Here is a 26,660-nt window from a genome sequence, read left to right on the forward strand (position 1 = left end):
GTGAACACCTTGTTTACTTTCACGTTTATTTAATTCACCCACCAGACCATAATTCTCTTAATAATTAAGCGGCTTCCGGTTTGCGTTTGATGGGTTTCTTTCCTTTTGATAGATCGCGAATCTGATATTCACGAACTAAAGGAATTCTTTCTTCAGGCCACTGACTAATGGCGTTATGGGTGATTCCTAACTTTGCTGCTAACTGCGTTACAGTGCAGTTCAGTAAAGTTAAGGCTTCAGATTTAGTCATCTAACTTACCTTAAAGTAATTTAACTTACCCTATTAAACTACATAAAACTTACCTAGTCAATTGGTAAGATTACTTACATAATATTTTGTGGAATTACCATGGAAACTCTGGGTGTACGACTTAAAAGATTGCGATCTTCAAAAAAAATAACTCAGCAAAAATTAGCTGACGCAATAGGCGTGTCTAAGACTTCTGTTATTTATTGGGAGAAAGATGAAAATGTTCCAAAACATGAAAGTCTTATGGCGCTAGCTAAGATATTGGATACGACACCTGGTTGGCTTACTTCTGGTGAAAATGCTCCAGCTATCAAGGATAAGGACTTTCACGGGGCCTCTGTCTATGATGAAAATACACCTGTTGATGATGATGAGGTGGAGATTCCATTTTTTGAAGATTTTAGTTTTGCTTGTGGTGGTGGATCTATTGGTGAGGCGCTTGATTCCAATGAGCAAAAGCTACGACTCCCAAAAGCTGTATTACGAAAACTAGATATAGATAAAAAGAATGCCGTTGCTACATTAGCATCCGGGGATTCTATGACTCCTGAAATCAAGGATGGGAACACTATTCACATTGATTTAGGGCGCAAAGCAATAAAGGACGGAAAGATATATGCTATATGTCACGGTGGTCTTTTTATGGCTAAGCGCCTTTACAATCTTCCTCAAGGTGGAGTTCGCATAGTCTCAGACAATGCAGTTGAGTACCCAGAGGTTGTATTGACGGCCGAGGAAAGAAAACAACAGGAATTTGAAGTTATTGGTTGGATTTGGCAAATAACATCGATTCAGAGTTGGTAAAAAATAAAAGCCGCTATATGCGGCTTAGGTGTTTTATGAAAAAAATAATCCAAACAATAAAAGACTGGTACAGGGGTGATGATGGGGAGCCTGAATTTAACTTTGAATTCCAGGTGTACGAGCATGAAAGACAACCGTATAGGCATTGGACTGCGAAAGTGGCAAGCTGCTTCTGGGAACCATTAGCTGTAATATGGCGAGCCATATCAAGAAATCCTAATACTTTCATAACTCAATTATTCGCATTTTTAGCTCTCGTTCTGGCGACTACCTCTCTGTATCTTCAGTTTTATAAAAATGATGAAAAGTATGACCGCTGCACCATAACAAGCACCAGTGAAGACACGGTCAATATCAAATGCAGGAAATGACATACCAATAGCAATTAAGCTTACTGCAATTGTTAAGTGGTTAGGGTGGTCATTCATAATAATTACCTTGCCGCATACCCGAGCGGCTCCTGGATCGGGTGGAGAATTATATGGCTATCTACTCAATAACCTATGACTTGAAAAAAGATAAAGATTACGAAAAACTATTTAGTGGGATTCGGTCGCTATCACCAAGCCACACATGCCCCACTCGCTCACAGTGGCTTATCTCATCACCACTAACTACTGAACAGATTCGTGATTTTCTTATTACCTGTATAGATGGTGATGATGTTTTGCTTGTAATGAAGATTGATATGCCAGTCTGGAATGCCTGGAATATCCCTCAAAGTTCGGTTAATTGGCTCCTTGCGAACAACCGCTAGATCTTGGTTGATTATCCCAATCATTCTGATCCTGAATCGCTTTATCAATCCACTCTTGGTTTGCATCAACCACAGTATCCTCCAAGAGTGTGATTAAGCCTTCATATAGTCGGATGTGTGTTCCAGCAGGAATAATGCCACGTTCTAATTCTTGATTCTTACCCATAACAAACTCCAAACAACCCATCCCTGTGATGGGTTTTCTTTTGTCTATTAAAACATAGAAAGTAAGTTTTTTAAAAAATAAAGTAATTTTAGTTACCAAATCGCTTGACCATAAAGGTAAGTTAACTTACTATAAACCTCGTAAACACAAAAAAGCCCAGCAACTTTAGACGGGAACTGGGCTTTTGCAAATTGCGAGATCAATTATGACCAAAACCTCATCCCCTTTCAATACCATCAAGATATCTCTTGGTGTAGCTGCTGTAACAATAGGCGTGCTTAGCTGTGGGTTTAAAACTGCACCTCAGGCTGCTCAACCTATCGTTGCCAACGTAGCACCTTCTGAATATCAACTCCTTGCATTACGTATGACTGGTGATAACCACGGCGAAGCTGTTATTCGTTTAGATGGTTTCCGCGTTACAGCACGTTTTGAAGTTGAAGCATTTCCTGACAGCTACGGCGTACCAGGTGGTGAATTCACCGCTGTAGACGTAACCAGCCTTGATGAAGTGACCGTTTCAGATGCCCTAGGCAATCCATACAGCGACTTCACAAATCACATCGACCATCAGAACTTCAATGCTCTTATTAAGGGTTATATCGAAAAACATCGTTTAGTGGAGGCAGGCTAATGACTACTTCTACTCAAAAGTTTTCTGAGTTCATCAGCCAAGATGAAGAAGGCAACATTCGTATGCGTCTCGGCCATTCAACCTACTTTGAAAAAGGTCGCCATATTTATGTAGTGAATAAGGATGGTACCGAACAGCTAATTACGCTTGAGGTGCATGCAGCCAAGTCTTGGATCCGTGAAAACTTTGAACGTGAACGAGCTTTCCAACAAAGAAAAACTATGGCTATTCGTCTTCAGAAGTCACTTACACGCACTTATCCAAAATCATTTAAACGAGCTAAAGGCTCACTGTTCTGGGCATAAGGGGAAATAATCATGGCTATACCTATTATTCCAGCAGACCAAGCATTAAACGTAAGCGCGATTATTACTTACATTTATGCAGATCCAGGGCTTGGTAAAACGTCTTTAGGATTCACCGCAGATAAAGCCATTTCATTTGACTTTGACCGTGGTTCACACCGTACTGGTGAACTTCGTCGCGGAGCTGTTGTTCCTGTTCAGCAGTGGTCAGATATTGAAAACATTACTGAACAAGACTTAGCACCTTTCAATACGGTTGTTATTGATACCGTGGGCGCAATGCTTGAATCCATCAAGACACATTTGCTCAAAACAGCGAATAACCGTCAACAAGATGGTGCACTCAAGTTAAAAGCCCAAGGCTTAGCAAACATGAAGTTTAAGCAGTACATCAATACGCTTTTAAGCTTTGGTAAGGATGTCGTCTTTATTGCCCATGCCTCAGAAGACCAAAGCGGTGATCAGATCATCTACCGTCCTGAGCTTGGTGGTAAGAACCGAAATGAACTTTACCGTATTGCAGACATCATGGGTTATTTGACCACTGTTACTACTGGTGAAGGTAAAAATGCGAGAGTCATTAACTTCAAGCCATCCCCAACACACCATGCGAAAAATTCTGGTGCTTTAGGTGGTGAGACTGGTGAGGTTTGGGTACCTGATCTTAAGTTACACCCTACTTTTCTTGCAGACTTAATTGCAGATGCGAAGGCTCATATCAACACGCTTACCCCTGCTCAAATTGCATTAAATAAAGCACTTGAGGATTTGGATAACTGGAAACAAAGCTGCGAAGAAGCAGTTTATGCAAGCGACTTAAATCACCTGACCGAGACCCTAAAGCTAGACAAAGAACACACTTATTATCAAAACATGCGTCAAGCAATGCTTGCTCGAGCGAAAGTACTCGGCTGCACATTCGATATACCCCGCGATACATGGATAGAACCTCCTGAATTTAATGGGATATCAGAAGCTCTAAGGGATGAACTTCAGGCATTTATAGACCAGTGTGGATTGGATGTAAAAACAGCTTGTGAGCACTTGGGTATAGATTCTCTTATGGAAATTGATTCAACCCAAGTCCAGAAAGTAATGAAAGAACTTGAAGAATTAGCAAAATCAGGAATCAGCCAATGAGCGCATTAATCCTAGACACAGAAACTCACGACCTGAATGGTTACCCAATTGAGATTGCTTACGCACCTTGCTCTTTTGAGCAAGGGGTGTTGGTAATCAACCAAGGGGAAGTTTTTGATGAGTACTTCTCATGCCCTGAGCCTATCGCTCTAGGTGCTTTAGCAACGCACCACATTCTTGAAGCTGATATTGCTGAAAAGCCAAGCTTTGATACATTCAAGATGCCTCAAGGTGTTCAATACTTGATTGGACACAATATTGATTATGACATTAAAGCTGTTCAGAAATGCCAGCCAGACTTCACTGTCAAAGGTATTTGCACGTTGGCTTTATGTCGCATGGTATGGCCTGAATTGCCACACACATTAAGCGCAATGTACTACCACGTTATGGATGATTTGGAGCTGGCACGTAAACACCTTCGACATGCCCACAACGCTAAAGCAGACATCTATTTCACTGGTGTAATTCTAAAAACATTAGTAGAGCAGCTGGGCATTAAAGACATGAACTCTCTGTACATCATGTCAGAAACTGCCCGCATACCGAAGTACATAACTTTTGGAAAGCATAAAGGTACTGCTATTAAAGACCTTGATCCAAGTTATATAACTTGGTTACTACGCCAAGATGACTTAGATCCTTACCTCCGTAAAGCATTGGTGACTCTATGAACACTCCTAAATTATACATCTGGACATATAAAGCAAAAGTTCAAGGCGGTCGCGGTTTTATCCGTGGCCGTGTTGAAGCTCCAAACGGCTTTCAAGCTGAACAGGAAATTAAGCGCAACAATCTAATGGTTGATGCAGTTTTAAACGTGAAAATTGATCGTTCTGTAAATGCTCGTTTATATGCTTTTGAACCTTGGCAGGAGCTTGCAGCATGAATAATCAGTTTGCTGTTATCAATTCCAAAGCATTACCTCGTTATTCAGTTTCCGAACTTGGTAAAGAAAAACTTTGTATTCATTGTGGTGATTACTGGCCTTTAACTAATGAATTTTGGTTTTTCCAAAAGCGCACTTCAAGAAATGGATTTGTATTAAGAGCCACTGGTGCATGCAAGGGTTGTTACATAGAGAAATATAAACCTGAACGCCTAAAAACCAATAAGCAGACCATTAAATCTATTTATGAGCTTGGAAATAAGGAGGTGGCGTGATGTTTGAAACAAAAATTAAGCCCGATTATTCGGAAGCGGTTGCTAAATTTGTGGAAGTGCATCGTCAGATTAACTTGGCGAAGGTGAAAGTACTTTTGAAGGCAAATGCGACTTGCATGGACTTACTGAGTTCAAAGCCTGTCAATCTAGCAAACATCACTGTGTTAAATGCTGTCAACGTACTAGCCAATTAAGAAAGGAGGCTTAAAAATGTCTGCACATTTACCAGGACAATTCGTTTCTATTCACGATGATGAATGGGGAACATTTTGCTACAAACACCACGATATTAAGGCTACTCACCGTATTTGTTCAGAAGCCGATAGCTTTGGTGCTGAATATTACAACATGTGTGATCAATGCTGGAATGAGCATCAAGCAGCGATTCAAGCCAAAAAAGAAGATCCTGAGCAATGGGAATGCTGTAGGAAATGCGGAAATCATGTTCCTTATTTGAGTTCATATCGTGATCCCGATGAGGGCATGTGTGGGCCAGTTTATGAAGCTTGCCCTGATTGTGTTTCAAAGTTTTATCAGAGCTATGAAGATGAATGTGAATGGCTTGATGACGAATATTATTAAAGGTTGAGGTGGCGTGATGGAAGTGCATGAAAAGCGAAAACTTTTAGAAGCGATTGATATTTTGATAAAGCGCCCTGCTCAAGCTGATGAAACAACATTAGGTAATGCAATAGGCTACTTCACAAAGCTTGTGGAAGATTTAACTCAAGGTCAAATAACCTTGCTTCCAGTGCAAAAACAGCAATTAAAAACCGCTATTGAAGAAATAGCTTAATAAATATTTCGAGCAATTATTTGCGCAATTTAAACAATAAATTAGGTTTTTGCGCAGATGTTTGCTCAGGAGAGTGTGATGGGTATTCAAAAAGTTAAAGTTAAAGCTCAAATTCGTTATTGGGAAGACACCGAAGTAAATGGAATTGATGACACCGAAAATGGTGACAACATTCCATGCAAACAAGGTGAATTGTGGTGCCCAGTCATCAATGTAGCTACTGGCATTATTGAAAATTGGGAAATTGGTAAAACTGCTAAAGTTCACTACAAAGTAGCCGATTGCTGCGGCTGGGAATTGTTAGATGAAAACGGCGCTGTAATTCAATCGCAAGACGATGGTTATGTGCCTAAAACCTTATGCCCCGCTGAACGTGGCTATGGCGATTACATCATCATGAACATCAATGAAAACGGTCTGATTGATAAATGGCGTTTTGATATTGATGATTTTCAGGAGGATGAAGACTGATGGATGTTCAGAAAATCAAAGAATTGGCATTAGCGAATGGTTTTTCATTAAAAGAGCAAGCAAGTGGAAATATGGATCTGCATTCATATGTTTATGAGTTTGCAAACGCTATTGAGCAAGCAGCCAAAGCCCAAGCGGTGCTGGAAGGTTTTGTAGAAAAAACTGAATCCAATACCCACCACTACTTCAAGTTAAAAGATTGGGATGAGTGGACCTGTATTGATGGAATAAAAGATGCCATTACCAGTGACCATGACATTAATGCAATTGTTGAGGTTGAATGTCTTGAGGTTATTGAAATCAACAATAAACCTTGCTTTGGATTGTTAGCCTTTGGAAAACGTCATGGTACAGAAGTTAAGTTTTTTGATACCGAAGAAGAAGCGATCGAAGCGCAGGAGCCAGCCAATGACTGAAATTCTAGAAATCGCAAAAGACTTTGCTGAGGACTTAGCTCCACATGTAATCAGTCAGACTGGCACAGTTAAAACGTTTACGGCTGAGCAAGTATCTGCGCTTTATCATATCGCTGTTGATTTTTGGATGCGAAATGAAGAAGCCAGTGTTGATGTGGAGCTGCCAGTTGGTGTGGTGAAGTCTTTAGGAGAGGTGTCGTGAATCTAATTGAGCAATTGGGCGGGTATGAGGAAGCTAAAAGAATACTTCGCATGGCTATGATTAAGAGTGATTATGATGGGGGTATTCTAGCTAAAACACTTCTCGAATACCGCCGCCAGCACAATATTTTTGAGGTTGGGGATAAGGTTATTAAAACACACCCCAAGAACACTATTTTATGGCCCGTACTTGGTGTCTATAAAAATGGCGGTGTTTGGTTAGACTACAAGGGTTTTTGCTGGAAGCCGCCAAGCGTTCGACACGCGACAGATGCAGAAATAAAAGCAGGTAAAAGATTGGAGGTGGAAAGTGAAAATTAAGCTAAATGAAATGTCGCAGCAAGATAAAGATATGCGCTTAGATCGCTTCCTTGCTGCATCGGATCAGCAGTTGTTTCCGCAGGAAGATGTAGCAATTTACCTCTCCTGTTCTGTCCATACCTTACAGCGCTTGCGTTGTGCGGGTGGTGGGATTCCTTACACCAAGGTAGGTCGATGTGTTACCTACAAGAAGTCGGATGTACTGGCCTACCAAGAGCGACAAACAGTAATGAATACAGCTCAACTTGCCTCTTAATCGAAGCAGTTGAGCTTACCCTGATACACGGCTTCAATGTCATTCATTGCAAGCCGTAATTTTTTGAGTGATACCTGCACATAGCCACCAGTCACATCATTTTTAGCGCCGGATCTATGGTTGAGTAATCGCTTAATCGTATATGGACCATAATCCAAATTATTGCAGATAGTGGCAAAGGTTCGACGCAAATCGTGCAGTGAAATTTCAATGCCTGTCTGCTCACCTATTGTTCTTAACAAGCCTTGAGCTCCTGATATGTGTTTTGCTTCAGTGGCCATATTGGAGCCCGGAAAGACATACTCATTGCTTTTTAATTCATATCGCTGTTTGATAATTTCAAATAAATGGTCGCCCATTGGTAATAAGTGGTCGTCACCGTTCTTTGGGTCCTTAAATACAAATAAACCCTTCTCAATGTCTACATTTTCCCACTTCAGGGTTTGAGCTTCATTTCTACGGCAACCGGTATACATGATGAATAGCACAAGGTCGCGTGTAGCATTCTTGGAGGCATCTTCATACAAGGAGCGCTCAGTGAAGTAATTTAGGACCGCATTGTAAAAAGTGTGAATATTGCTTTCATCCAAGTGACGTGTACGTACTTTGGTTTTATTCCAACCGCGTTTTGCAGGAATCACATCAACTGGGTTTTGTTTGAGAATCGGGTTTTCATCGGTTGAGCAATGGATTTGAGCGAAGCGCCAGATAGACCCGAACATTTTTAAAGTAAGATTGGCTTGAGTTGGACTGTATTCTGTCAGCTTAATGAATCGATCAAACACATCCTTTTTGTTGATTTCAAATATAGGCCGTTCTTTCCAGTCTGAAAGAAAGGTATTGATGCAGTGATTGTAGGTATCCACAGAAAGCGGTTTTAGCTTTCTCTGGTTTAGGTACAGATCGAAAGCCTGCCCCAAGGCTATCTTGCTATTTAAAGCATCTTTCTTTTTCTCAAAAACACCATTGGCTATATCAGCCAAAATAGACTGAGCCTTTTTTCTAGCTTCCGCAGGTGTAATCTCATTAGTCTTACCTAGCGTCACACGGAATAACTTTCCAGCATGTCGGCGTTCAACAATATAAGATTTACTTTTGGTAGTAGCTCGGACTGCAAAACCAATTAGGTCTGAGTCACGATAGATGGCTTGCCCTTTTTCGGTCAATGCAATAGCATCAACATTAGTCTTGTTGAGTTTCATTTCAGGCTTAATCTACAAATTCGACACTTGCATTTTAAGCCTGAAATTACTCAACAGTCTACATATAGTCTACACGTTATTTTTTAGTGTAGACTTTATGCATAATAAACCAATTAATAACAACAACTTGAATCACACCACACTTTCTAACCATTAGAACTTCCAGTTATAGAAGACGTCGATGGCACGCTCTAATGACTGACTCGCCTCTAAGTACATACGTTTGTTCATTTGATAACGCAGAGTCAGTTTATTAACTGGTGTAAAGACACCCACGCCATAACGGATATATAAGTCAGGTGTAATATAACCCGTCAGGCTGACTTGTGTGTCATCCCCTGTGCCTTGCGCATCCAGCGCTAAACCGCTTAAACCAAAAGTACGTCCAATTTGGTTAGTAAAGGCGCGTGTCCCGCCTAAACCTAAACTAATCCCTGCGGCAGCAATGGTGTTATTGACATCTGACTTAAAGCCTTCCGTTTGACTTAAACCAGTTGTACCTTCATTAATGCGGCCTGTAATTAATGCATTCAAAGCTTCTTGCTCGGAAAGCCCTGCATCGTTATAGACTTGAATATTGGGTGATGTTGCCGTACCCGTCACACGGAAACCCACCGTGCTGCCTTGTACATTTTTATTTGCATCGACATCCAGTGTTGGATTGCTCAACACACCGTTAAAACGCGCAATGGCACGGTTTAAGTCCAAACTCTGCCCATAGGCTTCAATTTTAACTTTCTGACTTACCCCAATTGCACCATTGGCACGCATTGCGGTTTCAGCACCGCGCTGCGATAGATATAAACGACCTAACAATGGAATACGACTATTAAACCCTTGGAAGACAACTTGATTACCTAGTCCAACCATCAGATCAGCACGAATGTCCCAAGGTTTTGCGCTATTTAAAATCGCCAATTGGTTTTGACCTTCTCTGACCACGCGTACATCAGACGATACGTTCACCACAGGTACAGATGCTTCAGGCATCGAAATAAGCGCACGAGGAACTTGAATTTCACCGTTTAAGGTTAATTTCTTACTCAACGGTAAAACATCCAGTGTGATTTTCGGCGTCACTAGCGCGGTAATTAATGGCGCTTGGCGAATCAGTAGATTTTCTCCATTCAACTGAAGCTGAATACGTGGATCATTTTTCCAATCTACCGTCCCTGTAAGTGTACCCACACCACGACCACTGTTAAAAGCACTATTGATGGTGGCTTGGTCTTGGCGTATAGCGGAATACAGCTGAATATTGGTCAAATTGACTGGAAGTGAGATCATACTAATTGAACCATCTTTCAGACGGACATCGCCTGTAAGTAGTGGTGCTTTTAGCGTTCCATTAATTTTACCTGCATACGAAATTGTTCCGCCCATCGAACGTACATCAGCAATGAAAGGTTTAAAGACTTTGAGTTGTAGCTGATCAAATGCAATTTCACCGCGCATAGGCATATTGTCCCGATACGGATCAATAACCACATTGGCATAGCCCACACCAATTTCAGGTGTTTTGACATCCAAACGGATTTGTAAACCTTCCGCGATGCTTTTGGCAACCAAAGCCACTTGTTCATATTTTAAGGTTGAACCCATATCTTGTGGGTCATCCGCCGCCAAGCCAATCACACCATCACGGGTGACTAAGCGCGCATCAATTTTTGGTTTAGATCCTTGTGCCCAAACCGCTTTAGCATGTCCATTTAACTTACCTGTAATCGCTAATCCTTCAGGCATAAAGGCAGCAAAGTCGTTTAGGTCGAGGTTTTGAGTCACGAATGAAATATTGCCACGTGTTTTACTGACACGAATCGGCTGGTCAAAACACAACTGACTTTGTTGACTCATCCAACAATGCGCACCAATCAACAAATCTGCTTTGGCACTGTTATAGACCACGGCTGCACTTTGGCGCTGTACCAAACGTGCACGCAAAGAGTCAAAATCACCTTTTTGGATTTGGCCTAACCAATCATTTTGCGCATTAAAACCACCTGCCAATTGCACATAAAATTTCGACTTTTCGTTTTGCGCAGAAACTTTTAATAAATGGGCTTTACGAATACCTGCCAGTGAAATTTCACCTTGTTGAATTTCACGATTACCACTTCTTAAGCTTTCCATTTTTGCAGTTAATAATGACGGTGTTGTTTCCGATGTCGGCAATTGCCCGACAATGCGTAATTTACGCATATCAATCAGATCTTTAAAGCCAAAATTATCCACTGCTAAGTTTGCCGTAGCTCTTAAACGTGGTTGAGATTGGATATTTAAATAGCCGTAGGCACGGCCACGTAAGCCCGCATAAATTTCATACAGAGTAGGTGCATTAATATTCAGTCTTAGATTTTGTGCATTACCCGTCGCTTGTACTTGGTTTTTGGCATACGCCAACAGTAGGTTATTCGCTTCAAACTGTTGCGGTAAAAAGCCCTTTTCGCTGGAGTTGAGCACCAAAGCTAAATTACCTGTGCCACGGACTGGCTTATTGTTCAGCGTACCTGCGAGGTTTAAGCTTTCAATGTTAATGCGTTTTAAAGCATCCGACCATGTACCTTTGGTTTTCACTACACCAGACAATTCGCCTTTAACACTAGACGCAAAATATTGAGGTTTAAAACGAATGAATGCTGCATTCACATCCCAAGTGATGCCGTGAATAAAATGCACCAAACCGCTGGCATTAATTTGGCCTGCCACACCATTATGTTTCAGCTCAGTCACTTTAATAAATTCAGGCGTTCCTGAAAGTTTTAGGTTCAACGTACCTTGACTGGCTTCAAACTGGCTGGCTTTTAAAGCGCCATCGTAGTTCACTGCATAGCCTTTGAAAGCACCACCAGCTTTTTCATCATTAAACAGGAGTGCTGCGGTTGACTGACCAGTTAAGTGAACCGTTTCATTATTACCCACCAATTTTCCAGTCAGATCAATCCCCTGTAGCTGAATGATCTGCTGATTCGGTTTGGCATAGCCATTTGCTTGTAGCTTTCCATTCAATAAATTAACCGGTGAAGCCTCTGCCACCATTTGTGGGTTAAAATCTTTCGCGTTTAAAGTGGCTTTCCACTTCAGTTGACGTTTCTCATCTGGTAGCTCAACCACCGCATTACCACTTAAGCTTCCCTTACCTGCCACATAACTAAAACTCGGCACATTTAAATTATTATTTTTAAAATTTAACTGTGCAAGGTAATTACCTGCAGGTAACGTCGCTTTTTCGTGTTTACTCACAACAGTTGCAACATGAATATCTTGCTGACCTTCAACCAACGCCAGTTTTACATCCCCTGAAGCACTACTTAACCAGCCGATATAAGGCACGGCACGATCAATATTTTTCCAAGAGACATCCATCAACATTGGCTGGACTTTGTTATTTTTCTCTGGGTTTTGGTCTAGTGCGAGATGCCATGCTTCATAACGATCAAAGTCTAGATCTGCAGTTAAGTGTAAACCCTTTTCAAGCGTACCTTTGGATGCAATTTTTGCATCCAAACTTGGTGGTAGAAAGTCAGAAACTACTTGTGGCAGTACATCATCTTTAGGATTGATTTTATCTAAACGACCTTGTATGTCCCAAGTGACATGATCCTTCCAACTTACCACACCACCCAGATTGACCGAACCTTTCATCAACTGAGCATTTAAGTTATCAATGTCAAGTTGATGAACCAAATCGGTATGCATCAAAGCAGTATATTGACCTTTTGGAATATCTTTACCACTCAGATCTGTATTTAAGTCAATATTTAAACGTTCGATATCACCTGAAAATTTAGCAATGCCTTTTTCAGCATAGAGTTTGTAATCGGTCAGGAGTGGTAAGTTGTAATGATTAAATTTAAGCTGACCTTGCATCGGTACATGCTTACGTACAGGGTGCAAAATAGCCCAACCCGTCAACAGGTCAGGTGTCCGCGTTGCAAAACCCGCTTGAATAGTATCCAATGTCCCTGTTGCGTGTACAGCAATATCATGCACATTTAAACTATCACGCAGTGACGGTAGGTTGGCAATAGCACTCGCCTCAAGTGGATATTTCCCTGAGAATTTCATTTTCCCAGTTGCATTACGAACTGCTAAATAGCCCATGTCCATGCGAGAGTCTTCAAACTCAAGTTCCGTCCCCGACCAGAGGGCATTATTTAAATGCACATCATAAAAATCTACTTGGGCATCGGATGCAGTCCGGATATTTAAATGATCAATATCTGCTGTATCTAAACGTAAAACAAAGGGTAATTTAATTTCGCTGAACTTAAAGGGTTCATCACTCGGTTCACCTTTAGTAATGATGCGCAAATTGCGTACATCAGCTTCACGTAGATGAATCTCCTTATCTAAGATGGCACGCCAACCCAAAATCACGTCAGCACGGTCAATTTTGACATCGACAGGCTTTAAGGTAACCACCACATTTTTAAGGATAATACCTTTCCACAAGTTACCGCCTTCATACTCATATTGGATAATCTGCTGACGTTGTAAAACTTGGTCGAGTAAAAACTTACTGCCTTTGTCGGTAGAAAACATGACTGCAAGCGATATCACCAACAAAATGAGCGTCAACAACAGTGTCAAAATGACACTTCTAAAAATACGTCGCTGTTTGATAAGCGGCGCAGGTGGTGTTGGTTCTTGCTGCTGTTCTACTTCAGCCATAGTCTTCCCAAAAAAGTGTTAAATATTATAATAATGAGCCAATAAAGAAATGCACACGTATCGGATGACTATCATCAGAAATACCTGAAGCTACATCGATCCGAATCGGTCCTATCGGTGATGCCCAGCGCACACCAAGACCGACACTGTATTCGGTGTCATTGCTAAAATCTGTATCATAAGCATTACCAAAGTCGCTGAATACTGCCGCACGCCAGCCTTCTTTAAATTGGTAATTGTATTCCATGGAGCCGACAGCTAAGGCTTGACCACCCACTTTAAAACCATCGACCACAGGTGACAAACTCTTGTAGTCAAAACCACGAATGCCTTGGTCTCCACCCGTGAAATAACGTAAGTTATAAGGGACTTTATTAAAGTCTGAGGTAAAGATATAACCGAGATCACCACGCCCAACAAACTGGTGATTATCATTTTCACCCAATGAATAGATAAAACGCCAACCCGCATTTACGATGGCCATATCTGCATCTGAAAGCAAGCTTTCGCTTCCCAGTTCAATTTTATAAGTTTGTTTAATTCCCTTACTTGGGTTTACACGTTTATCGCTATCGATTCTAGAAATTTCATAACCCAATAAAAGCGACTCTTGCTCAGGATCATTATTTGCAATAAATGCATCAGGCAAATCATCTACTTTCGCTGAACCCTTTTGCGTCAATCGATCTAAACGGTAACGTACACCATAAGTATGTTGCCAATTTCCCATAGGGTTTTTAATAACACGGTCAGCCCCAGCAACAGCAGACTCAGTGAGTAAGTTTACGCCTTGTCCGATGTCATCTCGTTCTTCACGCTCATAACCACCCACGAGACTGATATAATCATTTAGTGGATGCTTATATGGGATATTATAGCGACCATCAATAGCCTGTCGAATTTCTGAAAGTTCTAAGTTGGCATCAAAAGAGTGTCCACGCTGGTTCACAATCGCACGGCGATACTGTGTACGTAAGCGTGCACCTGAGTCACTACCGTAACCTGCACCGACTTCTACACTATTTAACTGGTCTGCATTTAAAGTAACTTTAACAGGAATTACTTTTGTTTCCCGAGCTTCAAGTTTTAAACGCTCTTCTTCACTCTGTTTGGTTTCTTGTGCGGTGCGAAGCGCTGCTTGTGCTTTATTCTGCTCAGGATCATTAACACCTGCGAACTGTGCTTCACTCACCACAGACTGCGTCACTTCACGATTCGAAGCGACTTCCTGTTTCTCTTGAACCAGAACATCCTGACGAGAAAGTTGTTGTTCATCGACCAACTGCTGTAAATCAGGCGGTAACTCACGGATTCCTTCAACCGGATCAGGTCGAACAGCATCTACCAAACTGTAGTTGAAGTAACGTGAGTTGGTCAAATTATTAGCCAAACCATTAACACGCCAAAAGGTATAGTCCGCGCCAGGCTCCCAAGTCACTAAACTTTGTAAAACATCTAAATCAATAGGCAGTGGTTTGCTTGGATCACTCATCACAAACTCAACACCGCCGAGTTTATAGCGTTCACCTGTTTCATAACGTAAGTTAATGTCTGCCGTATTTTGCGGCTGTTCCACTTTCACATCATGTAAGCGCCAGTAACTGTCAAAGAAACCGTTATTGCTGGCCGCTTCATTAATTCGTGCTTTGGTCGACTCGTACAAACCATGATGCAATACATCACCGACGTCTTGTTCAGGTAAGACTTTAATCACTTGGAACTGCGGTAAGTACTGACCTGCACCACTAAACTCGATGTTTTGTTCTTCAATCCGCACAGGTATATTCGGCACCACTTGAATGCGCACACGGTTATTGCTGGTTTTTTCAAACTTAAATTCCGCATTATAAAACCCGACGGCTTGTGCGGCTTGGTTTGAAATTGAGCGTAGCTGCGGCAATGCCGAAGGAAAATCTTCAAAAGACTCTTGTGTAAAGCTTGAAACTTTACCTTCAATATTTTCTTTTAAATTAACCAAAGCGGCCTGATACGCTTTATTGGATATTTCGCCTTCATATTTCGCATTGATGATTTCAACATCCGCACTGATCCGCGGTACTTTTGCAGTATCCAGTTCTCTTGGTGGTCGAATTTTATAAAGCATGCGCTTAAAGAAATTGGGTTCTTTGGCAATTTGCTCTTCAGCGCTCATGCCAAAGTCTAAGGTATTGCCTTCCGTGTTGGCTTCTACAGAAATTTTACTGTCTGCTTGGATGCTTTGCATCAGTTGATCAACATTGACTGGAGCTTGATTAATTTCCGCCATTTCCTGTTGAGTGGCATCACTCACCACCAGCTCTTTCGTTTGGCCACTACGATAAGCTTGTGCTTCTGCTTTCGCTTGCTCAGCCACCTGATAAATATCATTGGCCATGCCTTGATCAACTTGCACAGTTGGAAAATCTTCAAGATCATCAAACTCAATCGGTGCAAATTCAGGTAAATTTTTTAAAGCCGTCTGCTGCTGTTGCAACATTTGCATACTGTCTGGAACCGTGGGCTGAACTACAGAATTTTCAACTTTTTTTAATTCGTCCGCGCTGCCCATACCTTGGCGAATTGCTTCTTTTTTAATGTCTTCAGTGAATTGCGTAGAAGTTTGTGGCTCGACTTGTGCGTTACTTGGTTCAATCGCAACCGGCGTTTCAGCCAAAGCCGCTTGTGACAAAAGCGTTAAAAAGATACTCAGACACAAATATTTATTGTTATGATGCCACGGTATGAAAGAATTCATACTCAATGAAAGAGTCGACTTTTTAAATTGTGTTTTGGCAAGCATAGAAAACTCTAAATTTATTTAATCGTTATGGATTTGCTCTAATGAATTGTCACAAAAGAACTGAAATCTATTGATTATTTTACCCAATTTCAGGTTTTAAATATCTTACATGATTTTATTGGACGTTTGAGCAATTAGTCACATTTCTTAATAAAACTTAATGCAGTGCAAAAAACATGAAAAACAATGAACATCTATTAAGTACCCGTCGTTTTCTTCCCATGTTTATTACCCAATTTTTTGGTGCTTTAAACGACAATGTCTATAAACAAGCTTTGCTTTTAGTCATTACTTATGGATGGATTAATCAACAAGCCGCGGATGTCAGTACCTTAAATAATTTGGCCGCGCTGTTATTTATTTTGCCTTACTTCATTTTTTCTGCAACCGCAGGACAAATTGCCGATAAGTTTGAGCGCTCACAACTCATTCGTGGCATCAAAGTTCTAGAAATTGTGATTATGCTCATCGGTTCCGCGGGTTTCTTATTGGGCAATTTATGGCTACTGCTCTTGGCTCTATTTATGATGGGCACACATTCCACCTTCTTTGGCCCCATTAAATACGCCATTTTACCTGAGATTCTAAAACCGAATGAACTCATGTCAGGCAATGCGCTATTTCAGTCGGGCACCTCCATTGCTATTTTAATCGGGATGATTTTGGGTGGCGCAGTTATTTCGGTTTCTCAAGGCAATCTTATTTGGATCAGCCTGACTGTCGTCATCATTGCTGTTTTGGGTTATCTATCCAGTCGATTTATCTTAAAACAACAAGTCAGCTCACCCGAGTTAAAAATTGATTGGAATTTCTTTAGAACCAGTTTTCAAACACTCAAATATGCCAAAAGCCTCCCCCTCATCTTTATGATTTTACTGGGGAATTCGTGGTATTGGTTTTACGGCGCAACCTATCTCACCCAAATTCCACAGTTGACTCAACAAAACCTACATGCATCAGAAAATGTCGTCAGTCTTTTACTCACGTTCTTTTCTGTCGGGATTGGAGTCGGCTCACTGCTGTGTCGTAGAATTGGTGGCTCTGAAGTGAATATTAAAATGGTGCCAATCGGTGCAATTGGGCTCACTCTATTTGCCTTTTACTTAGCTTTGAGTCTGGCTTTTGTACCTGAGCGTACAGGCGCAATGATGAATGTTGCAGATATGTTTAACCACGGTGCAATTTACTACCATGTCATGCTTGCGGTGACCTTGCTCGGCATCAGTGGCGGTTTTTATATTGTGCCGCTATACGCCATGATGCAAGCCTATTCACCGCGTTCACACCGTGCACGCGTTGTTGCCGCAAACAACATATTAAATGCGGTGTTTATGGTGTCTTCTGCTATATTTTCGATTATCATTTTAAGTGTTTTGAAGATTGATATTAAAATACTTTTCAGCATTACTGCTGTATTAAGTGCGGGCTTTACGCTGTGGTTGTTATATCGACTCAAACCCATGCTAAAAACTGTACAACCTGAGTTAGAGGACTAAAGTTATGCGTCATTACACTGGCATCGATAAATTTATCAATTCTTTTGATCAAGCCCTGCGTAGCTTAGTTCCAGGCACAACGTCTGCTCAACGTGAAAACCCAGGCAAGGCGGTCGAAACTCAACTCGCAGTGAGTGAAGCGCGTCATGTTGCAGGTTTAATGCGGGTCAACCATAGTGGTGAAGTCTGTGCGCAAGCGCTTTATCATGGGCAAGCATTAACCGCAAAATTGCCAAATGTACGCCGCGAAATGGAACAAGCCGCAATTGAAGAACAAGACCATCTTGCATGGTGTGAAGACCGCTTAAAAGAGCTAGACAGCCATACCAGTCTGCTTAATCCAATTTGGTACGGTTTATCCTTTGGTATGGGTGCAATCGCAGGCATTGCAGGCGATAAATATAGCTTAGGTTTTGTTGCAGAAACTGAACGCCAAGTGAGCCTGCATTTACAGCATCACATCAGCCAACTCCCTGCTCAAGATGACCGTTCACGCAATATTCTTGTGCAAATGAATGAAGATGAATTACACCATCGTGATACAGCACTGAATGCTGGCGGAGTCGATTTACCGATTCCTGTCAAAATTACCATGACGGCTATTTCCAAACTCATGACCAAGACCAGTTATTTTATTTAAACAAACATGCTTTAGCCCAATAAAAAAGCAGTGGAAAAACCACTGCTTTTTTATTGACTCTAATTCGCTTATTCCGCTGATATCGGCAGTAATAAGGTATTACCCGCTTGCTTTAAATTCGCCGTATATTTTGATGCTAGTGATGGATTGGATGGATAGCTTTTCCCATTGTACTTCAGTACAACTTGCCCTAAACCTCGGGTATAGACCGATAAATCACGCCAACCTTGGGTTTGGGTACTTAAAGCATAAATCGGGGTAGATGAAACAGTCATTTTGCTATGCGGTTGGAAACTTCCATTTGCAAGACCTTTAAAGACCAACAACGTACAGCCACCTGAACCACACCACTCCATCCCACTTAACAACACCACGGCATCATCGATTCCGTCTTGGTTTAAGTCATATAAGCGAGTTTGATAATCTGATTGATCTTGGGTATAGGCCTGAACAGCTAGTTTTAACCCTTGTTTTTCAGTCGTTTGAGATACACTCGTTATATCCATAGCAGTTGTCGCTGTCGTTTTGGACGGAGTTGAATAACAACCCGCTAAAAACACTGCTAAAGGAAGAGCACTCAAAATTTGTATTTTCATGAAAATAGCTCGCTGCGAATTATATTTTATAAGCATATTAAGCCAGTTCAAGTGCCAATCACACTTCGATATGTTACTTGGCTTCCAAGCAGCTCACCGTTGGAAATACATGCGCTTGATGTTGAAATGCATTATCCTTCCACACATCGAACATTGGAATTTTAACATCTAGAGCCAAAGGCAATTTTTTGGGATTGAACTGCATATGTTCTAAGTTTTCACCCCATGCAATCAAATCGACATCCAGTGAAATCTGATGTGATGGACGGACACGCCCAGATGCTGCTTCCATATTTTTCAGCAATACCGAAATATCGCCAACAGACAAAGATGATTTAAGCAAACACGCTGCATTCCAATAATCTGCCCCAACTCCATCACGGCATGGAATTAAATAAATGTTCGAAAATTGCAGTTGCCCAATTTTAGCAAGTTGCTTAGAGGCATATAAAAAATGTTGCTTTGGATTATTATTACTCGCCAGAGCTAGGGCGAAAATCGTTTCGGTGGCGTTCAAGACGAATTCCTACAGAATTTGCTTGCGCGATAATGGCAGGCTTACGGATGGTAATATTAATCGATTCAATCGCATGAAAGGTAGAAAAAAGTGCATTGATGACCAATTTTGCCGCATGTTCAATCAGTTCAGGCTTGGCGTCTTGAATGACCTTTGCTGCAATTTCACAAATTTCAGCATAATTTAAGGTATGGTCTAAGTCATCTGAGTTTGAAGCTTGTTCCAAATCTGTTTGAATAATCATATCCAACATTAAAGGCTGAATAATCTGACGTTCCCAGTTAAAACAGCCAACCACTGTTTCAACTTTTAAGCCTTCAATGATAATTGCGTCCACATTATTACCTTTAACAGATTTTGACTTTTAATCCCTGCCTTGCGAAACCATGTTTCTCACCGCTTAAACAGGAAAGCGTTTTTCAGTCCCTCCTTTCAAAAGAAGGACTGAAAGGTTCTTTTGGTGAATGTGCTTCAAAAGAACTTAGTTTTTTAACAACACATTTGGATCCATAGTTTGCACCATTTGCAAACGCTGGTCAGCATAGATGTCGGTATACGGTGCAAGGATGCGCATGAAACGATCGAAATACAGCATCTGTTTAAATAACAAGGCAAAATCACGCGGGAAGCGAATACCGTGACGCTCGCCTACTGCAACCATATCCATCATGATGTCATTTAAATCTGCTGGGTTTGAACTCAGCAATTCTTGCGGATCTGCCAACAACACACCACTAAATAAACGCTCAAGATCTGTAGCCAACACTTGCGTATCAATCTTCACTGCGGTCATGCCCATTTTCAGCATGTTTTCCGCCATGAGTGGATAATCCGTTTTTTGTAAGGCATCCATAAAGGCGATACAAGCTGTCCATACTTCAGGTTTCAACTGTCCCACAATGCCGAAATCAATAAAACCCACACGACCATCATCAAGCAGCATCAGGTTTCCAGCATGTAAGTCAGCATGGAAGCTATTACACATCATTAGACTACCAAACCATGTATTCATGGCAGTTATCAGGACTTGTGAAGGATCTTTACAGCGCTTTTTAACCACTTCAAAATCAGTTAATGGCACACCGTAAAGACGCTGCATGGTGAGCACACGGCGAGTCGAATATTGATGATAGACCTTAGGTGCCATCGCCTTATGGTTTTGCGTGATATTGAGATAGTTCACAAAGTCATCCAGATTACTGGCTTCTTCAATAAAATCGACTTCTCGAACCATGCGGGTTTTAATTTCTTCCACAATGTCTGCAAGCGATGCAAATTTGACTTTAGGCACTGCTTTTTCTAAAACCTTGGTTGCCCAGTGCAGAACATTTAAGTCGGTATATAGAATTGTTTCTACACCCGGCTTTTGTACTTTAATCACTACATCTTCACCCGTCACTAGCTTTGCAGCATGGACTTGGGCAATAGACGCTGAAGCTAAAGGTGTTTCATCAATCGATGCAAAAATCTCAGACAGGTTTCGGCCTTCAAACTCAGACGCCAAAACCCCCTGTACATAACTAAACGGTAAAGATGGAGTTTGGTCTAAACAGCCTTGAAACTCTTCAACATATTCACGTGGAAAAAGTGAAGGTGTACTCGCAATAAACTGACCCAACTTGATATAGGTTGAACCCAGAGACTCGAAGGTTTCACGCATCAGTTTGGCATTACTTGGTTTTTCAGTTGCGTACTTAATACCGGCACGTGCTGCAATGACTGCTGTCTCCCCAACACGGGCAACAGAACGCAGTCCATCTAAAAAGATATTGTTCTTCATAATATCGGTCAAAAATAAATTGTATTGAGTGTATCAAAGAATGAAAAAATTGTAGGCTTATCTTGCCTGACAAACGGGGCAATCTGTATCTTTTTCGAAAGCAAGCAAACGTTGTTTCATACTTAGACCATCCCAAAGCAACAGGCGTTGTTTGAGTGCGGTGACATTTAAACCCAAGTATAAAAGTGCATGATGCGCTTGAAGGCTGGCCATCACGTTTGGCGTGGTAGCTAAAACGCCCGAATCTGCACAGCGCAGGCTTTCATTCGCATGTTCTTCTTTCGGGAACAGACATTCATAGCAAGCAGACTCGCCTTCCACCATAAACAGCTGCCCTTGAAAACCAATGGCCGATGCACTGATGAGTGGAATATTGGCCGCTTTACACTGTTGATTGACCAAATACCGTGTCGTAAAATTATCACAACCATCAAGAACTAAGTCTTGACCTAAAATTAAGCTAGATGCATTAGATGTATCAAGTTTTACAGCATACGCATGAACTTGAATATAGGGATTAATCTGCTTTAAACGCTGGGCCAAAACCTCTGCTTTATAAAAACCGACATTATTTTCTACATAGGCAATCTGTCTTTGGAGATTACTCACTTCGATCGTATCAACATCAATCAGGGTGATTTGCCCTACACCAGCACGTGCCAATAACTCCGCAGTCAGACAACCAATACCACCACAGCCTACGATGAGTACGTTGGCCAACTTTAATTTTTCTTGTGCGTCTATATCCCATCCGTCCAATAAAATCTGACGACTATAGAGATGCATTTCAGCATTACTGAGTTCTAGACTTTCATCTAACTCGTCCATGATTCAGCCTTTTGCTAAAGAAAATGTTGATGGCGAATTATAACCATGAAACCAAGGTTAGCTATGCACAAATTCAATAAATGCTATGAGCTTTAGATGGCTCAACTTTTTCATTTTTAAGTAATGGAGATTGAATCATAATAGTTGCCTAGTTAAATTTTCTTAGGCTATTTATACATCTAACTATATTTCTAGCGGTGTTCCACAAGTTACGTCCCGCTATAAATGAAGAAAAGAAAAAGCCAGTCTATTTAGAACTGACTGGCTTTTTCTTTATCCATTTTATTTTTAAATTAAATGGCAGCTTGTAAAGTTTGTATCTTTGCCACTTCTTGCTGTTTCAGTAAATTACGTTGAATTTTGCCACTCGACGTTTTCGGCAAGCTTTCAACAAACTCAATTTCTTTCGGATAAGCATGTTTAGATAAACGTGAGCGCACATAGGCTTGGAGTTTGCCATCCAATTCTTTAGATGCTTGGTACTGTGGCTTCAGCACCACAAAAGCTTTCACCACTTCAGTGCGCTCTGGATCAGGCTTACCAATCACAGCAGACTCAAGTACTTCGGCACATTCAAGTAAGGTACTTTCGACATCAAAAGGCCCAACGCGATAGCCTGACGTTGTAATGACATCGTCAGCACGTCCAACAAAGTCGATACCGCCAATTTCATTTAGTTTGACCGTATCACCTGTTAAATAATACTGTCCCACAAAGGATTTACGATTATTGCCACCATAGCCTTTAAACCATGTCAGTGGTGACTGGCTAAAGTCTATCGCCAACGTTCCAATTTCGCCGCACTTCACTTCTTGGTGATTCGCATCCAGTACTGCAAAACGGTGTCCTGGATTGGCAAAGCCTGCCGAACCGACTTTTTTCTCATGCTCCAGTGCATGATGGTTGGCAATCACCATGCCCAACTCAGTTTGTCCATATTGGTCATAAATGTTGACGTTCAGATCATTATTAAACCAATGAATCACTTCTGGGGTCAAAGGCTCCCCCGCGCTACTGACGGCGCGCAAGTGGGTTTTAATGGAAGGATCAAACTTTTCTTTAAAACCAAAGAACATCCGAAAAGCTGTAGGCGAACCCGTTAAGTTACTGACGCGATACTTTTTAATGACTTCAACTGCATGATCGACGCTAAATGCACGCTCATCCATAATGATGCTATGCCCCAAACTGAGCGGGCCTGTAATGCCGTAGTACAACCCATAAGCCCAACCCGGATCGGCTAAATTCCAAAATGAATCGTCTTCTCTTAAATCAACCGCATGTTGCATATAACCCTTAAAAGCCAAAACAGCTTTTAAAGGGACAGGCACTGATTTGGCCAAACCTGTGGTGCCTGAGGTAAACATCATCAGGAAATCATCATCAAAGCTACGTAAAACAGCTTCATATTGATCAGACTGTTGTTTGACCTCCTGCCAAAAATCAGCTTCATTGCTGGTTAAGTTTGTTCCCGCATTCACTGTAAGAATATGTTTGACTTCAACGTGATTTAGCTTTGGACGTTGCTCTGCATTGGTCACAATCAATTTAGTGTTCGCAGTTAAAACTCGATGTTCAATCGCCTTCGACTCAAAAGCAGTAAACAAAGGCTGATAAATCGCACCGATCCGCCATGTTGCTAAAATCGTAATCAGCAGTTCAGGCGTACGCGGTAACAGCCCTGCGATACAGTCACCTACTTGAATGCCAATACTTTTAAAATAATTTGCCAACTGTGCTGAGGCAACATCGAGCTGTTCAAAACTCCATTGCTCTGACTCGCCATTTTTTCCTTCTCAAATGAGTGCTGTTTTTTGCTGCCCGACATAGCGCTGACAGCACTCAATATAAGCATTCACTGCATTGGGTTGGCCGACCAATTGTTCTTGAATCAGTTGCTCATAGTTAAATTCTTGATGGGCTTGTTCTAATGTCTTCATCACGACAACCTCGCATTATCCATTTTTTAAGGCCAAATCCACTTTGGCCGTCCATGTTCTTTATCGTTTTAAGCGTTGAACTGACCTCATTGTCAGTTCTATATTATTTGAAAACCTAGAGCAGCTCAGCTGCTCGACTTAATACTTGTAACTAACTGCTACACCTAGATAACCATGTTTTAAATGCACCTACAATTTCCAAATCCCTCAATGAAAATGCAGGCTTTGAACATCGACCAAGGTCTAAAACTGAGGCGACTTAAACCTTGGTGACTTCACGTGCAATGACAAGACGCTGGATATCAGACGCTCCTTCATAAATCTGGCTCACACGGACGTCCCGATAAATTCGTTCAACAGGAAAATCTGAGACATAGCCATAGCCACCATGAATTTGAATAGCATCAGAACAAACACGCTCCGCCATGGTTGAGGCAAACAATTTGGCCATAGAGGCTTCTTTTAAACACGGCAATCCTGCATCCTTCAAAGCAGCTGCATGGAGAATTAACTGACGCGCCGCTTCAATTTGCGTCGCCATATCGGCTAAACGAAAAGCAACTGCTTGATGTTGTACAATTTCAACACCGAAGGCTTTGCGTTCATTGGCATATTCAACCGCAGCATCTAAAGCGGCGCGAGCCATGCCCACTGATTGCGCAGCAATACCAATACGTCCCGACTCCAAATTTGAAAGCGCAATTTTATAGCCTTCGCCTTCAGCACCTAGCAAATGATCAGCCGGAATGCGGCAGTTTTCCAAAACGATGGTTGCCGTATCTGAACAATGCTGCCCCATCTTTTCCTCTATACGAGAGACAATATAGCCTTCGGTATCGGTTGGGACTAAAAAGCAAGAAATGCCTTTCTTACCCACAGCTTTGTCTGTGACTGCAAAAACCAAAGCGACTTGAGCATGCTTACCTGTGGTAATGAATTGCTTGGTTCCATTCAGCACCCATTCATCGCCCTCACGAACGGCTTTACACTCCAACGCCCCTGCATCTGAGCCTGCTTGTGGTTCAGTGAGACAAAAGCACCCTAACCACTCACCTGTGGCAAGCTTGCTTAAATATTTCTGCTTTTGCTCATCAGTTCCATAACGCTGGGTAATGCCACACGGCAGTGAGTTTTGCACACTGACAATGGTCGAAATCGCACCATCACCTGCTGCAATTTCCTCAAGTGCCACCACCAGTGAAATATAATCCAAACCTGCACCACCCCACTCAGGTGAAACAGTCATACCCAAAGCACCTAACTCACCAAGCTCTTTAAGTTCTTGCGCAGGAAACTGTGCAGTTTTGTCACGTACAGCCGCGGTTGGCTTCAGTTTTTCCTGCGAATAACTACGCAGCATATCCTGAACCATTTTTTGTTCTTCATTTAAAAGCATGGAGTATCCCTTCTCTGTTCAGGTTATTAAATTTAATAAATATTTGATACACGGCGACCCATTCGCAACCTGAAAGCCTTTCAAAAGATAATGTTTCTGCGAGAAAGTAGTCTGTAAATTTAATAAAACAGGTTTTGCGAATGGAGATGGTTTTGCCTACTTTTCCCGAAAGAAAAGTAGGTCGAACCGAAGGTTATAAGAAGCCCTTACTTATCGACCTAAAGACTCCGCATAAACTCAAAGATCACAAATCAAAATAGATTATTTAGGCTGCATACGAATCGCACCATCTAAACGAATCACTTCACCATTCAAATAACTATTTTCAAAAATATGCCCCACAAGCTGAGCAAACTCTTGAGGTTTTGCCAACCGCTTCGGAAATGGCACCATTTCACCCAGCGCATCTTGTACATTTTGCGGCATCGCCTTCAACATTGGTGTTTCCATAATGCCCGGAGCAATGGTCATCACTCGAATTTTTTCACGTGCTAGCTCGCGTGCCAGTGGTAAAGTCATCGAGACAACAGCACCCTTAGAGGCTGCATAAGCGGTCTGGCCAATTTGTCCATCATAGGCTGCAACCGAAGCTGTATTCACAATCACTCCGCGCTCTTCTTCACCTACTTGAGGTTCATATTTTGCGATTAACTGCGCAGCAAAACGCAGCATATTGAAAGTACCTGAGACATTGATATTTAATACTTTTTGGAATAACGCCAGCTCATGAATACCATCACGACCTAACACTTTGGCTGAAGGCGCTACACCCGCACAGTTCACCAAACCATTCAACTGTGCATATTCCGCCTCGACTTCTTGGAAGAAACTTTGCACAGCGTGCTCATCAGTAACATCGAGGCTTTTAAACTGAGCATTTTCACCCAACGCACGCTGTAGCTCTTCACCTAAAGCTTGGTTCATATCCACCAAAATGACTTTCGCACCTTGCTCAATCAAATGACGTGCTGTTGCTGCGCCTAAACCCGATGCTCCACCCGTGACGACAAAAACCTTCCCTTGAATCTTCATTTATTTTTCCTTGTATGATTGAATGCTACGACTTAAGAAGAAATGTAAACACAGAAGCACTTGAGTACAATTTCCAAATATTGCATCTTCCATGATGGTTTT

At 41.6% G+C, this 26,660-nt stretch carries 30 protein-coding genes and 1 pseudogene; 17 read left to right on the forward strand and 14 right to left on the reverse strand.

What is annotated here, in order from left to right; translation table 11 throughout:
- Window positions 1-64: 64 nt before the first annotated feature.
- Window positions 65-250 (reverse strand): Cro/CI family transcriptional regulator, encoded by a 186-nt coding sequence (locus AC4CUX_RS00300; protein ID WP_125273133.1) that lies wholly within the window; start codon window positions 248-250, stop codon window positions 65-67.
- Window positions 251-349: 99 nt separating this feature from the next.
- On the opposite strand from AC4CUX_RS00300, the gene AC4CUX_RS00305 reads away from it, so the two are divergent.
- A complete protein-coding gene (locus AC4CUX_RS00305; RefSeq protein WP_125273132.1) occupies window positions 350-1,054 on the forward strand; it encodes an XRE family transcriptional regulator in 705 nt (234 codons plus the stop codon).
- Between the two features lie 248 nt (window positions 1,055-1,302).
- On the opposite strand, the gene AC4CUX_RS00310 is transcribed toward AC4CUX_RS00305, so the two are convergent.
- Window positions 1,303-1,482 carry a hypothetical protein gene (locus AC4CUX_RS00310; RefSeq protein WP_490792097.1) on the reverse strand — a complete coding sequence of 60 codons (180 nt, stop codon included), beginning with the start codon at window positions 1,480-1,482 and terminating at the stop codon, window positions 1,303-1,305.
- A gap of 300 nt (window positions 1,483-1,782) precedes the next feature.
- Window positions 1,783-1,977 (reverse strand): hypothetical protein, encoded by a 195-nt coding sequence (locus AC4CUX_RS00315; protein ID WP_490792098.1) that lies wholly within the window; start codon window positions 1,975-1,977, stop codon window positions 1,783-1,785.
- A 205-nt stretch (window positions 1,978-2,182) separates the two neighbouring features.
- On the opposite strand from AC4CUX_RS00315, the gene AC4CUX_RS00320 reads away from it, so the two are divergent.
- From AC4CUX_RS00320 to AC4CUX_RS00385, 14 genes are all read left to right on the forward strand, one after another.
- Window positions 2,183-2,611 (forward strand): hypothetical protein, encoded by a 429-nt coding sequence (locus AC4CUX_RS00320; protein WP_490792099.1) that lies wholly within the window; start codon window positions 2,183-2,185, stop codon window positions 2,609-2,611.
- Window positions 2,611-2,916: a hypothetical protein gene (locus tag AC4CUX_RS00325; RefSeq protein WP_490792100.1), complete on the forward strand. Its 306-nt coding sequence runs from the start codon at window positions 2,611-2,613 to the stop codon at window positions 2,914-2,916. Before AC4CUX_RS00320 ends, AC4CUX_RS00325 begins: the two co-directional genes overlap by 1 nt.
- Window positions 2,917-2,928: 12 nt before the next feature.
- The gene (locus AC4CUX_RS00330; RefSeq protein WP_490792101.1) at window positions 2,929-4,056 is read left to right on the forward strand and encodes an ATP-binding protein; all 1,128 of its coding nucleotides are present in this window, start codon (window positions 2,929-2,931) and stop codon (window positions 4,054-4,056) included.
- Window positions 4,053-4,730, forward strand: coding sequence for a 3'-5' exonuclease (locus AC4CUX_RS00335; RefSeq protein WP_490792102.1), 678 nt, complete (start codon window positions 4,053-4,055; stop codon window positions 4,728-4,730). Before AC4CUX_RS00330 ends, AC4CUX_RS00335 begins: the two co-directional genes overlap by 4 nt.
- Complete coding sequence (locus AC4CUX_RS00340) at window positions 4,727-4,945, forward strand: hypothetical protein (protein ID WP_428871395.1); 219 nt, start codon at window positions 4,727-4,729, stop codon at window positions 4,943-4,945. Before AC4CUX_RS00335 ends, AC4CUX_RS00340 begins: the two co-directional genes overlap by 4 nt.
- Complete coding sequence (locus tag AC4CUX_RS00345) at window positions 4,942-5,220, forward strand: hypothetical protein (RefSeq protein ID WP_428871394.1); 279 nt, start codon at window positions 4,942-4,944, stop codon at window positions 5,218-5,220. Before AC4CUX_RS00340 ends, AC4CUX_RS00345 begins: the two co-directional genes overlap by 4 nt.
- Window positions 5,220-5,414, forward strand: a complete 195-nt coding sequence (locus AC4CUX_RS00350; protein WP_490792611.1) for a hypothetical protein — start codon at window positions 5,220-5,222, stop codon at window positions 5,412-5,414. The genes AC4CUX_RS00345 and AC4CUX_RS00350 overlap by 1 nt, the downstream gene beginning before the upstream one ends.
- 16 nt (window positions 5,415-5,430) lie before the next feature.
- On the forward strand, window positions 5,431-5,802 hold the full coding sequence (locus AC4CUX_RS00355) for a hypothetical protein (protein ID WP_490792103.1): 372 nt from the start codon (window positions 5,431-5,433) through the stop codon (window positions 5,800-5,802).
- Between the two features lie 16 nt (window positions 5,803-5,818).
- Window positions 5,819-6,016 (forward strand): hypothetical protein, encoded by a 198-nt coding sequence (locus AC4CUX_RS00360; RefSeq protein ID WP_490792104.1) that lies wholly within the window; start codon window positions 5,819-5,821, stop codon window positions 6,014-6,016.
- A 78-nt stretch (window positions 6,017-6,094) separates the two neighbouring features.
- Complete coding sequence (locus AC4CUX_RS00365) at window positions 6,095-6,487, forward strand: hypothetical protein (RefSeq protein ID WP_490792105.1); 393 nt, start codon at window positions 6,095-6,097, stop codon at window positions 6,485-6,487.
- Entirely contained in the window at window positions 6,487-6,903 is a 417-nt protein-coding gene (locus AC4CUX_RS00370) for a hypothetical protein (protein ID WP_490792106.1), read from the forward strand. Before AC4CUX_RS00365 ends, AC4CUX_RS00370 begins: the two co-directional genes overlap by 1 nt.
- Entirely contained in the window at window positions 6,896-7,105 is a 210-nt protein-coding gene (locus tag AC4CUX_RS00375; RefSeq protein WP_490792107.1) for a hypothetical protein, read from the forward strand. The genes AC4CUX_RS00370 and AC4CUX_RS00375 overlap by 8 nt, the downstream gene beginning before the upstream one ends.
- On the forward strand, window positions 7,102-7,425 hold the full coding sequence (locus AC4CUX_RS00380; protein WP_490792108.1) for a hypothetical protein: 324 nt from the start codon (window positions 7,102-7,104) through the stop codon (window positions 7,423-7,425). Before AC4CUX_RS00375 ends, AC4CUX_RS00380 begins: the two co-directional genes overlap by 4 nt.
- Window positions 7,415-7,681, forward strand: coding sequence for a helix-turn-helix domain-containing protein (locus AC4CUX_RS00385; RefSeq protein WP_262470197.1), 267 nt, complete (start codon window positions 7,415-7,417; stop codon window positions 7,679-7,681). Before AC4CUX_RS00380 ends, AC4CUX_RS00385 begins: the two co-directional genes overlap by 11 nt.
- On the opposite strand, the gene AC4CUX_RS00390 is transcribed toward AC4CUX_RS00385, so the two are convergent.
- The 3 genes from AC4CUX_RS00390 to AC4CUX_RS00400 all read right to left on the reverse strand — a co-directional run bounded on the left by AC4CUX_RS00390 (window position 7,678) and on the right by AC4CUX_RS00400 (window position 16,333).
- Window positions 7,678-8,883: a tyrosine-type recombinase/integrase gene (locus AC4CUX_RS00390; protein WP_490792109.1), complete on the reverse strand. Its 1,206-nt coding sequence runs from the start codon at window positions 8,881-8,883 to the stop codon at window positions 7,678-7,680. The genes AC4CUX_RS00385 and AC4CUX_RS00390 overlap by 4 nt on opposite strands.
- 153 nt (window positions 8,884-9,036) lie before the next feature.
- A complete protein-coding gene (locus tag AC4CUX_RS00395; protein WP_078389340.1) occupies window positions 9,037-13,554 on the reverse strand; it encodes a translocation/assembly module TamB domain-containing protein in 4,518 nt (1,505 codons plus the stop codon).
- Window positions 13,555-13,579: 25 nt separating this feature from the next.
- On the reverse strand, window positions 13,580-16,333 hold the full coding sequence (locus tag AC4CUX_RS00400; RefSeq protein WP_490792110.1) for an outer membrane protein assembly factor: 2,754 nt from the start codon (window positions 16,331-16,333) through the stop codon (window positions 13,580-13,582).
- Between the two features lie 176 nt (window positions 16,334-16,509).
- On the opposite strand from AC4CUX_RS00400, the gene AC4CUX_RS00405 reads away from it, so the two are divergent.
- Together AC4CUX_RS00405 and coq7 are read left to right on the forward strand one after the other, a co-directional pair.
- Window positions 16,510-17,829 carry an MFS transporter gene (locus tag AC4CUX_RS00405; protein ID WP_201951717.1) on the forward strand — a complete coding sequence of 440 codons (1,320 nt, stop codon included), beginning with the start codon at window positions 16,510-16,512 and terminating at the stop codon, window positions 17,827-17,829.
- 4 nt (window positions 17,830-17,833) lie between these two features.
- Complete coding sequence (gene coq7, locus AC4CUX_RS00410; protein ID WP_004696505.1) at window positions 17,834-18,469, forward strand: 2-polyprenyl-3-methyl-6-methoxy-1,4-benzoquinone monooxygenase; 636 nt, start codon at window positions 17,834-17,836, stop codon at window positions 18,467-18,469.
- Between the two features lie 68 nt (window positions 18,470-18,537).
- Here the strand turns inward: coq7 and AC4CUX_RS00415 are convergent, their stop codons facing one another.
- From AC4CUX_RS00415 to AC4CUX_RS00450, 8 genes and pseudogenes are all read right to left on the reverse strand, one after another.
- Window positions 18,538-19,065: a COG3650 family protein gene (locus AC4CUX_RS00415; RefSeq protein ID WP_227557028.1), complete on the reverse strand. Its 528-nt coding sequence runs from the start codon at window positions 19,063-19,065 to the stop codon at window positions 18,538-18,540.
- Window positions 19,066-19,138: 73 nt separating this feature from the next.
- Complete coding sequence (locus AC4CUX_RS00420) at window positions 19,139-19,582, reverse strand: 2-amino-4-hydroxy-6-hydroxymethyldihydropteridine diphosphokinase (RefSeq protein ID WP_125274746.1); 444 nt, start codon at window positions 19,580-19,582, stop codon at window positions 19,139-19,141.
- The gene (folB, locus tag AC4CUX_RS00425; protein ID WP_010327015.1) at window positions 19,539-19,919 is read right to left on the reverse strand and encodes a dihydroneopterin aldolase; all 381 of its coding nucleotides are present in this window, start codon (window positions 19,917-19,919) and stop codon (window positions 19,539-19,541) included. Before folB ends, AC4CUX_RS00420 begins: the two co-directional genes overlap by 44 nt.
- A gap of 144 nt (window positions 19,920-20,063) precedes the next feature.
- Window positions 20,064-21,362: an ABC1 kinase family protein gene (locus tag AC4CUX_RS00430; protein WP_201951721.1), complete on the reverse strand. Its 1,299-nt coding sequence runs from the start codon at window positions 21,360-21,362 to the stop codon at window positions 20,064-20,066.
- Window positions 21,363-21,419: 57 nt separating this feature from the next.
- Window positions 21,420-22,190, reverse strand: a complete 771-nt coding sequence (locus tag AC4CUX_RS00435; protein ID WP_201951723.1) for a HesA/MoeB/ThiF family protein — start codon at window positions 22,188-22,190, stop codon at window positions 21,420-21,422.
- A gap of 293 nt (window positions 22,191-22,483) precedes the next feature.
- A pseudogene (locus AC4CUX_RS00440) lies at window positions 22,484-24,130 on the reverse strand (AMP-binding protein).
- A gap of 259 nt (window positions 24,131-24,389) precedes the next feature.
- Window positions 24,390-25,526: an acyl-CoA dehydrogenase family protein gene (locus AC4CUX_RS00445; protein WP_201951725.1), complete on the reverse strand. Its 1,137-nt coding sequence runs from the start codon at window positions 25,524-25,526 to the stop codon at window positions 24,390-24,392.
- 261 nt (window positions 25,527-25,787) lie between these two features.
- The gene (locus AC4CUX_RS00450; RefSeq protein ID WP_125280507.1) at window positions 25,788-26,558 is read right to left on the reverse strand and encodes a 3-hydroxyacyl-CoA dehydrogenase; all 771 of its coding nucleotides are present in this window, start codon (window positions 26,556-26,558) and stop codon (window positions 25,788-25,790) included.
- Window positions 26,559-26,660: the final 102 nt, after the last annotated feature.

The sequence above is a fragment of the Acinetobacter sp. 231_lipA genome (assembly GCF_058243005.1).

What these genes read in the sequence shown, in the direction of transcription:
- AC4CUX_RS00365 (WP_490792105.1), top strand. Translation starts at nt 6,095, where the DNA reads ATGGGTATTCAAAAAGTTAAAGTTAAAGCTCAAATTCGTTATTGGGAA.
- AC4CUX_RS00370 (WP_490792106.1), top strand. Translation starts at nt 6,487, where the DNA reads ATGGATGTTCAGAAAATCAAAGAATTGGCATTAGCGAATGGTTTTTCA.
- AC4CUX_RS00305 (WP_125273132.1), top strand. Translation starts at nt 350, where the DNA reads ATGGAAACTCTGGGTGTACGACTTAAAAGATTGCGATCTTCAAAAAAA.
- AC4CUX_RS00325 (WP_490792100.1), top strand. Translation starts at nt 2,611, where the DNA reads ATGACTACTTCTACTCAAAAGTTTTCTGAGTTCATCAGCCAAGATGAA.
- AC4CUX_RS00395 (WP_078389340.1), bottom strand. Translation starts at nt 13,554, where the DNA reads ATGGCTGAAGTAGAACAGCAGCAAGAACCAACACCACCTGCGCCGCTT.
- AC4CUX_RS00300 (WP_125273133.1), bottom strand. Translation starts at nt 250, where the DNA reads ATGACTAAATCTGAAGCCTTAACTTTACTGAACTGCACTGTAACGCAG.
- AC4CUX_RS00345 (WP_428871394.1), top strand. Translation starts at nt 4,942, where the DNA reads ATGAATAATCAGTTTGCTGTTATCAATTCCAAAGCATTACCTCGTTAT.
- AC4CUX_RS00445 (WP_201951725.1), bottom strand. Translation starts at nt 25,526, where the DNA reads ATGCTTTTAAATGAAGAACAAAAAATGGTTCAGGATATGCTGCGTAGT.
- AC4CUX_RS00400 (WP_490792110.1), bottom strand. Translation starts at nt 16,333, where the DNA reads ATGCTTGCCAAAACACAATTTAAAAAGTCGACTCTTTCATTGAGTATG.
- AC4CUX_RS00360 (WP_490792104.1), top strand. Translation starts at nt 5,819, where the DNA reads ATGGAAGTGCATGAAAAGCGAAAACTTTTAGAAGCGATTGATATTTTG.
- AC4CUX_RS00435 (WP_201951723.1), bottom strand. Translation starts at nt 22,190, where the DNA reads ATGGACGAGTTAGATGAAAGTCTAGAACTCAGTAATGCTGAAATGCAT.
- AC4CUX_RS00335 (WP_490792102.1), top strand. Translation starts at nt 4,053, where the DNA reads ATGAGCGCATTAATCCTAGACACAGAAACTCACGACCTGAATGGTTAC.
- AC4CUX_RS00430 (WP_201951721.1), bottom strand. Translation starts at nt 21,362, where the DNA reads ATGAAGAACAATATCTTTTTAGATGGACTGCGTTCTGTTGCCCGTGTT.
- coq7 (WP_004696505.1), top strand. Translation starts at nt 17,834, where the DNA reads ATGCGTCATTACACTGGCATCGATAAATTTATCAATTCTTTTGATCAA.
- AC4CUX_RS00415 (WP_227557028.1), bottom strand. Translation starts at nt 19,065, where the DNA reads ATGAAAATACAAATTTTGAGTGCTCTTCCTTTAGCAGTGTTTTTAGCG.
- AC4CUX_RS00405 (WP_201951717.1), top strand. Translation starts at nt 16,510, where the DNA reads ATGAAAAACAATGAACATCTATTAAGTACCCGTCGTTTTCTTCCCATG.
- AC4CUX_RS00340 (WP_428871395.1), top strand. Translation starts at nt 4,727, where the DNA reads ATGAACACTCCTAAATTATACATCTGGACATATAAAGCAAAAGTTCAA.
- AC4CUX_RS00355 (WP_490792103.1), top strand. Translation starts at nt 5,431, where the DNA reads ATGTCTGCACATTTACCAGGACAATTCGTTTCTATTCACGATGATGAA.
- AC4CUX_RS00310 (WP_490792097.1), bottom strand. Translation starts at nt 1,482, where the DNA reads ATGAATGACCACCCTAACCACTTAACAATTGCAGTAAGCTTAATTGCT.
- AC4CUX_RS00315 (WP_490792098.1), bottom strand. Translation starts at nt 1,977, where the DNA reads ATGGGTAAGAATCAAGAATTAGAACGTGGCATTATTCCTGCTGGAACA.
- AC4CUX_RS00330 (WP_490792101.1), top strand. Translation starts at nt 2,929, where the DNA reads ATGGCTATACCTATTATTCCAGCAGACCAAGCATTAAACGTAAGCGCG.
- AC4CUX_RS00390 (WP_490792109.1), bottom strand. Translation starts at nt 8,883, where the DNA reads ATGAAACTCAACAAGACTAATGTTGATGCTATTGCATTGACCGAAAAA.
- AC4CUX_RS00320 (WP_490792099.1), top strand. Translation starts at nt 2,183, where the DNA reads ATGACCAAAACCTCATCCCCTTTCAATACCATCAAGATATCTCTTGGT.
- AC4CUX_RS00375 (WP_490792107.1), top strand. Translation starts at nt 6,896, where the DNA reads ATGACTGAAATTCTAGAAATCGCAAAAGACTTTGCTGAGGACTTAGCT.
- AC4CUX_RS00350 (WP_490792611.1), top strand. Translation starts at nt 5,220, where the DNA reads ATGTTTGAAACAAAAATTAAGCCCGATTATTCGGAAGCGGTTGCTAAA.
- AC4CUX_RS00450 (WP_125280507.1), bottom strand. Translation starts at nt 26,558, where the DNA reads ATGAAGATTCAAGGGAAGGTTTTTGTCGTCACGGGTGGAGCATCGGGT.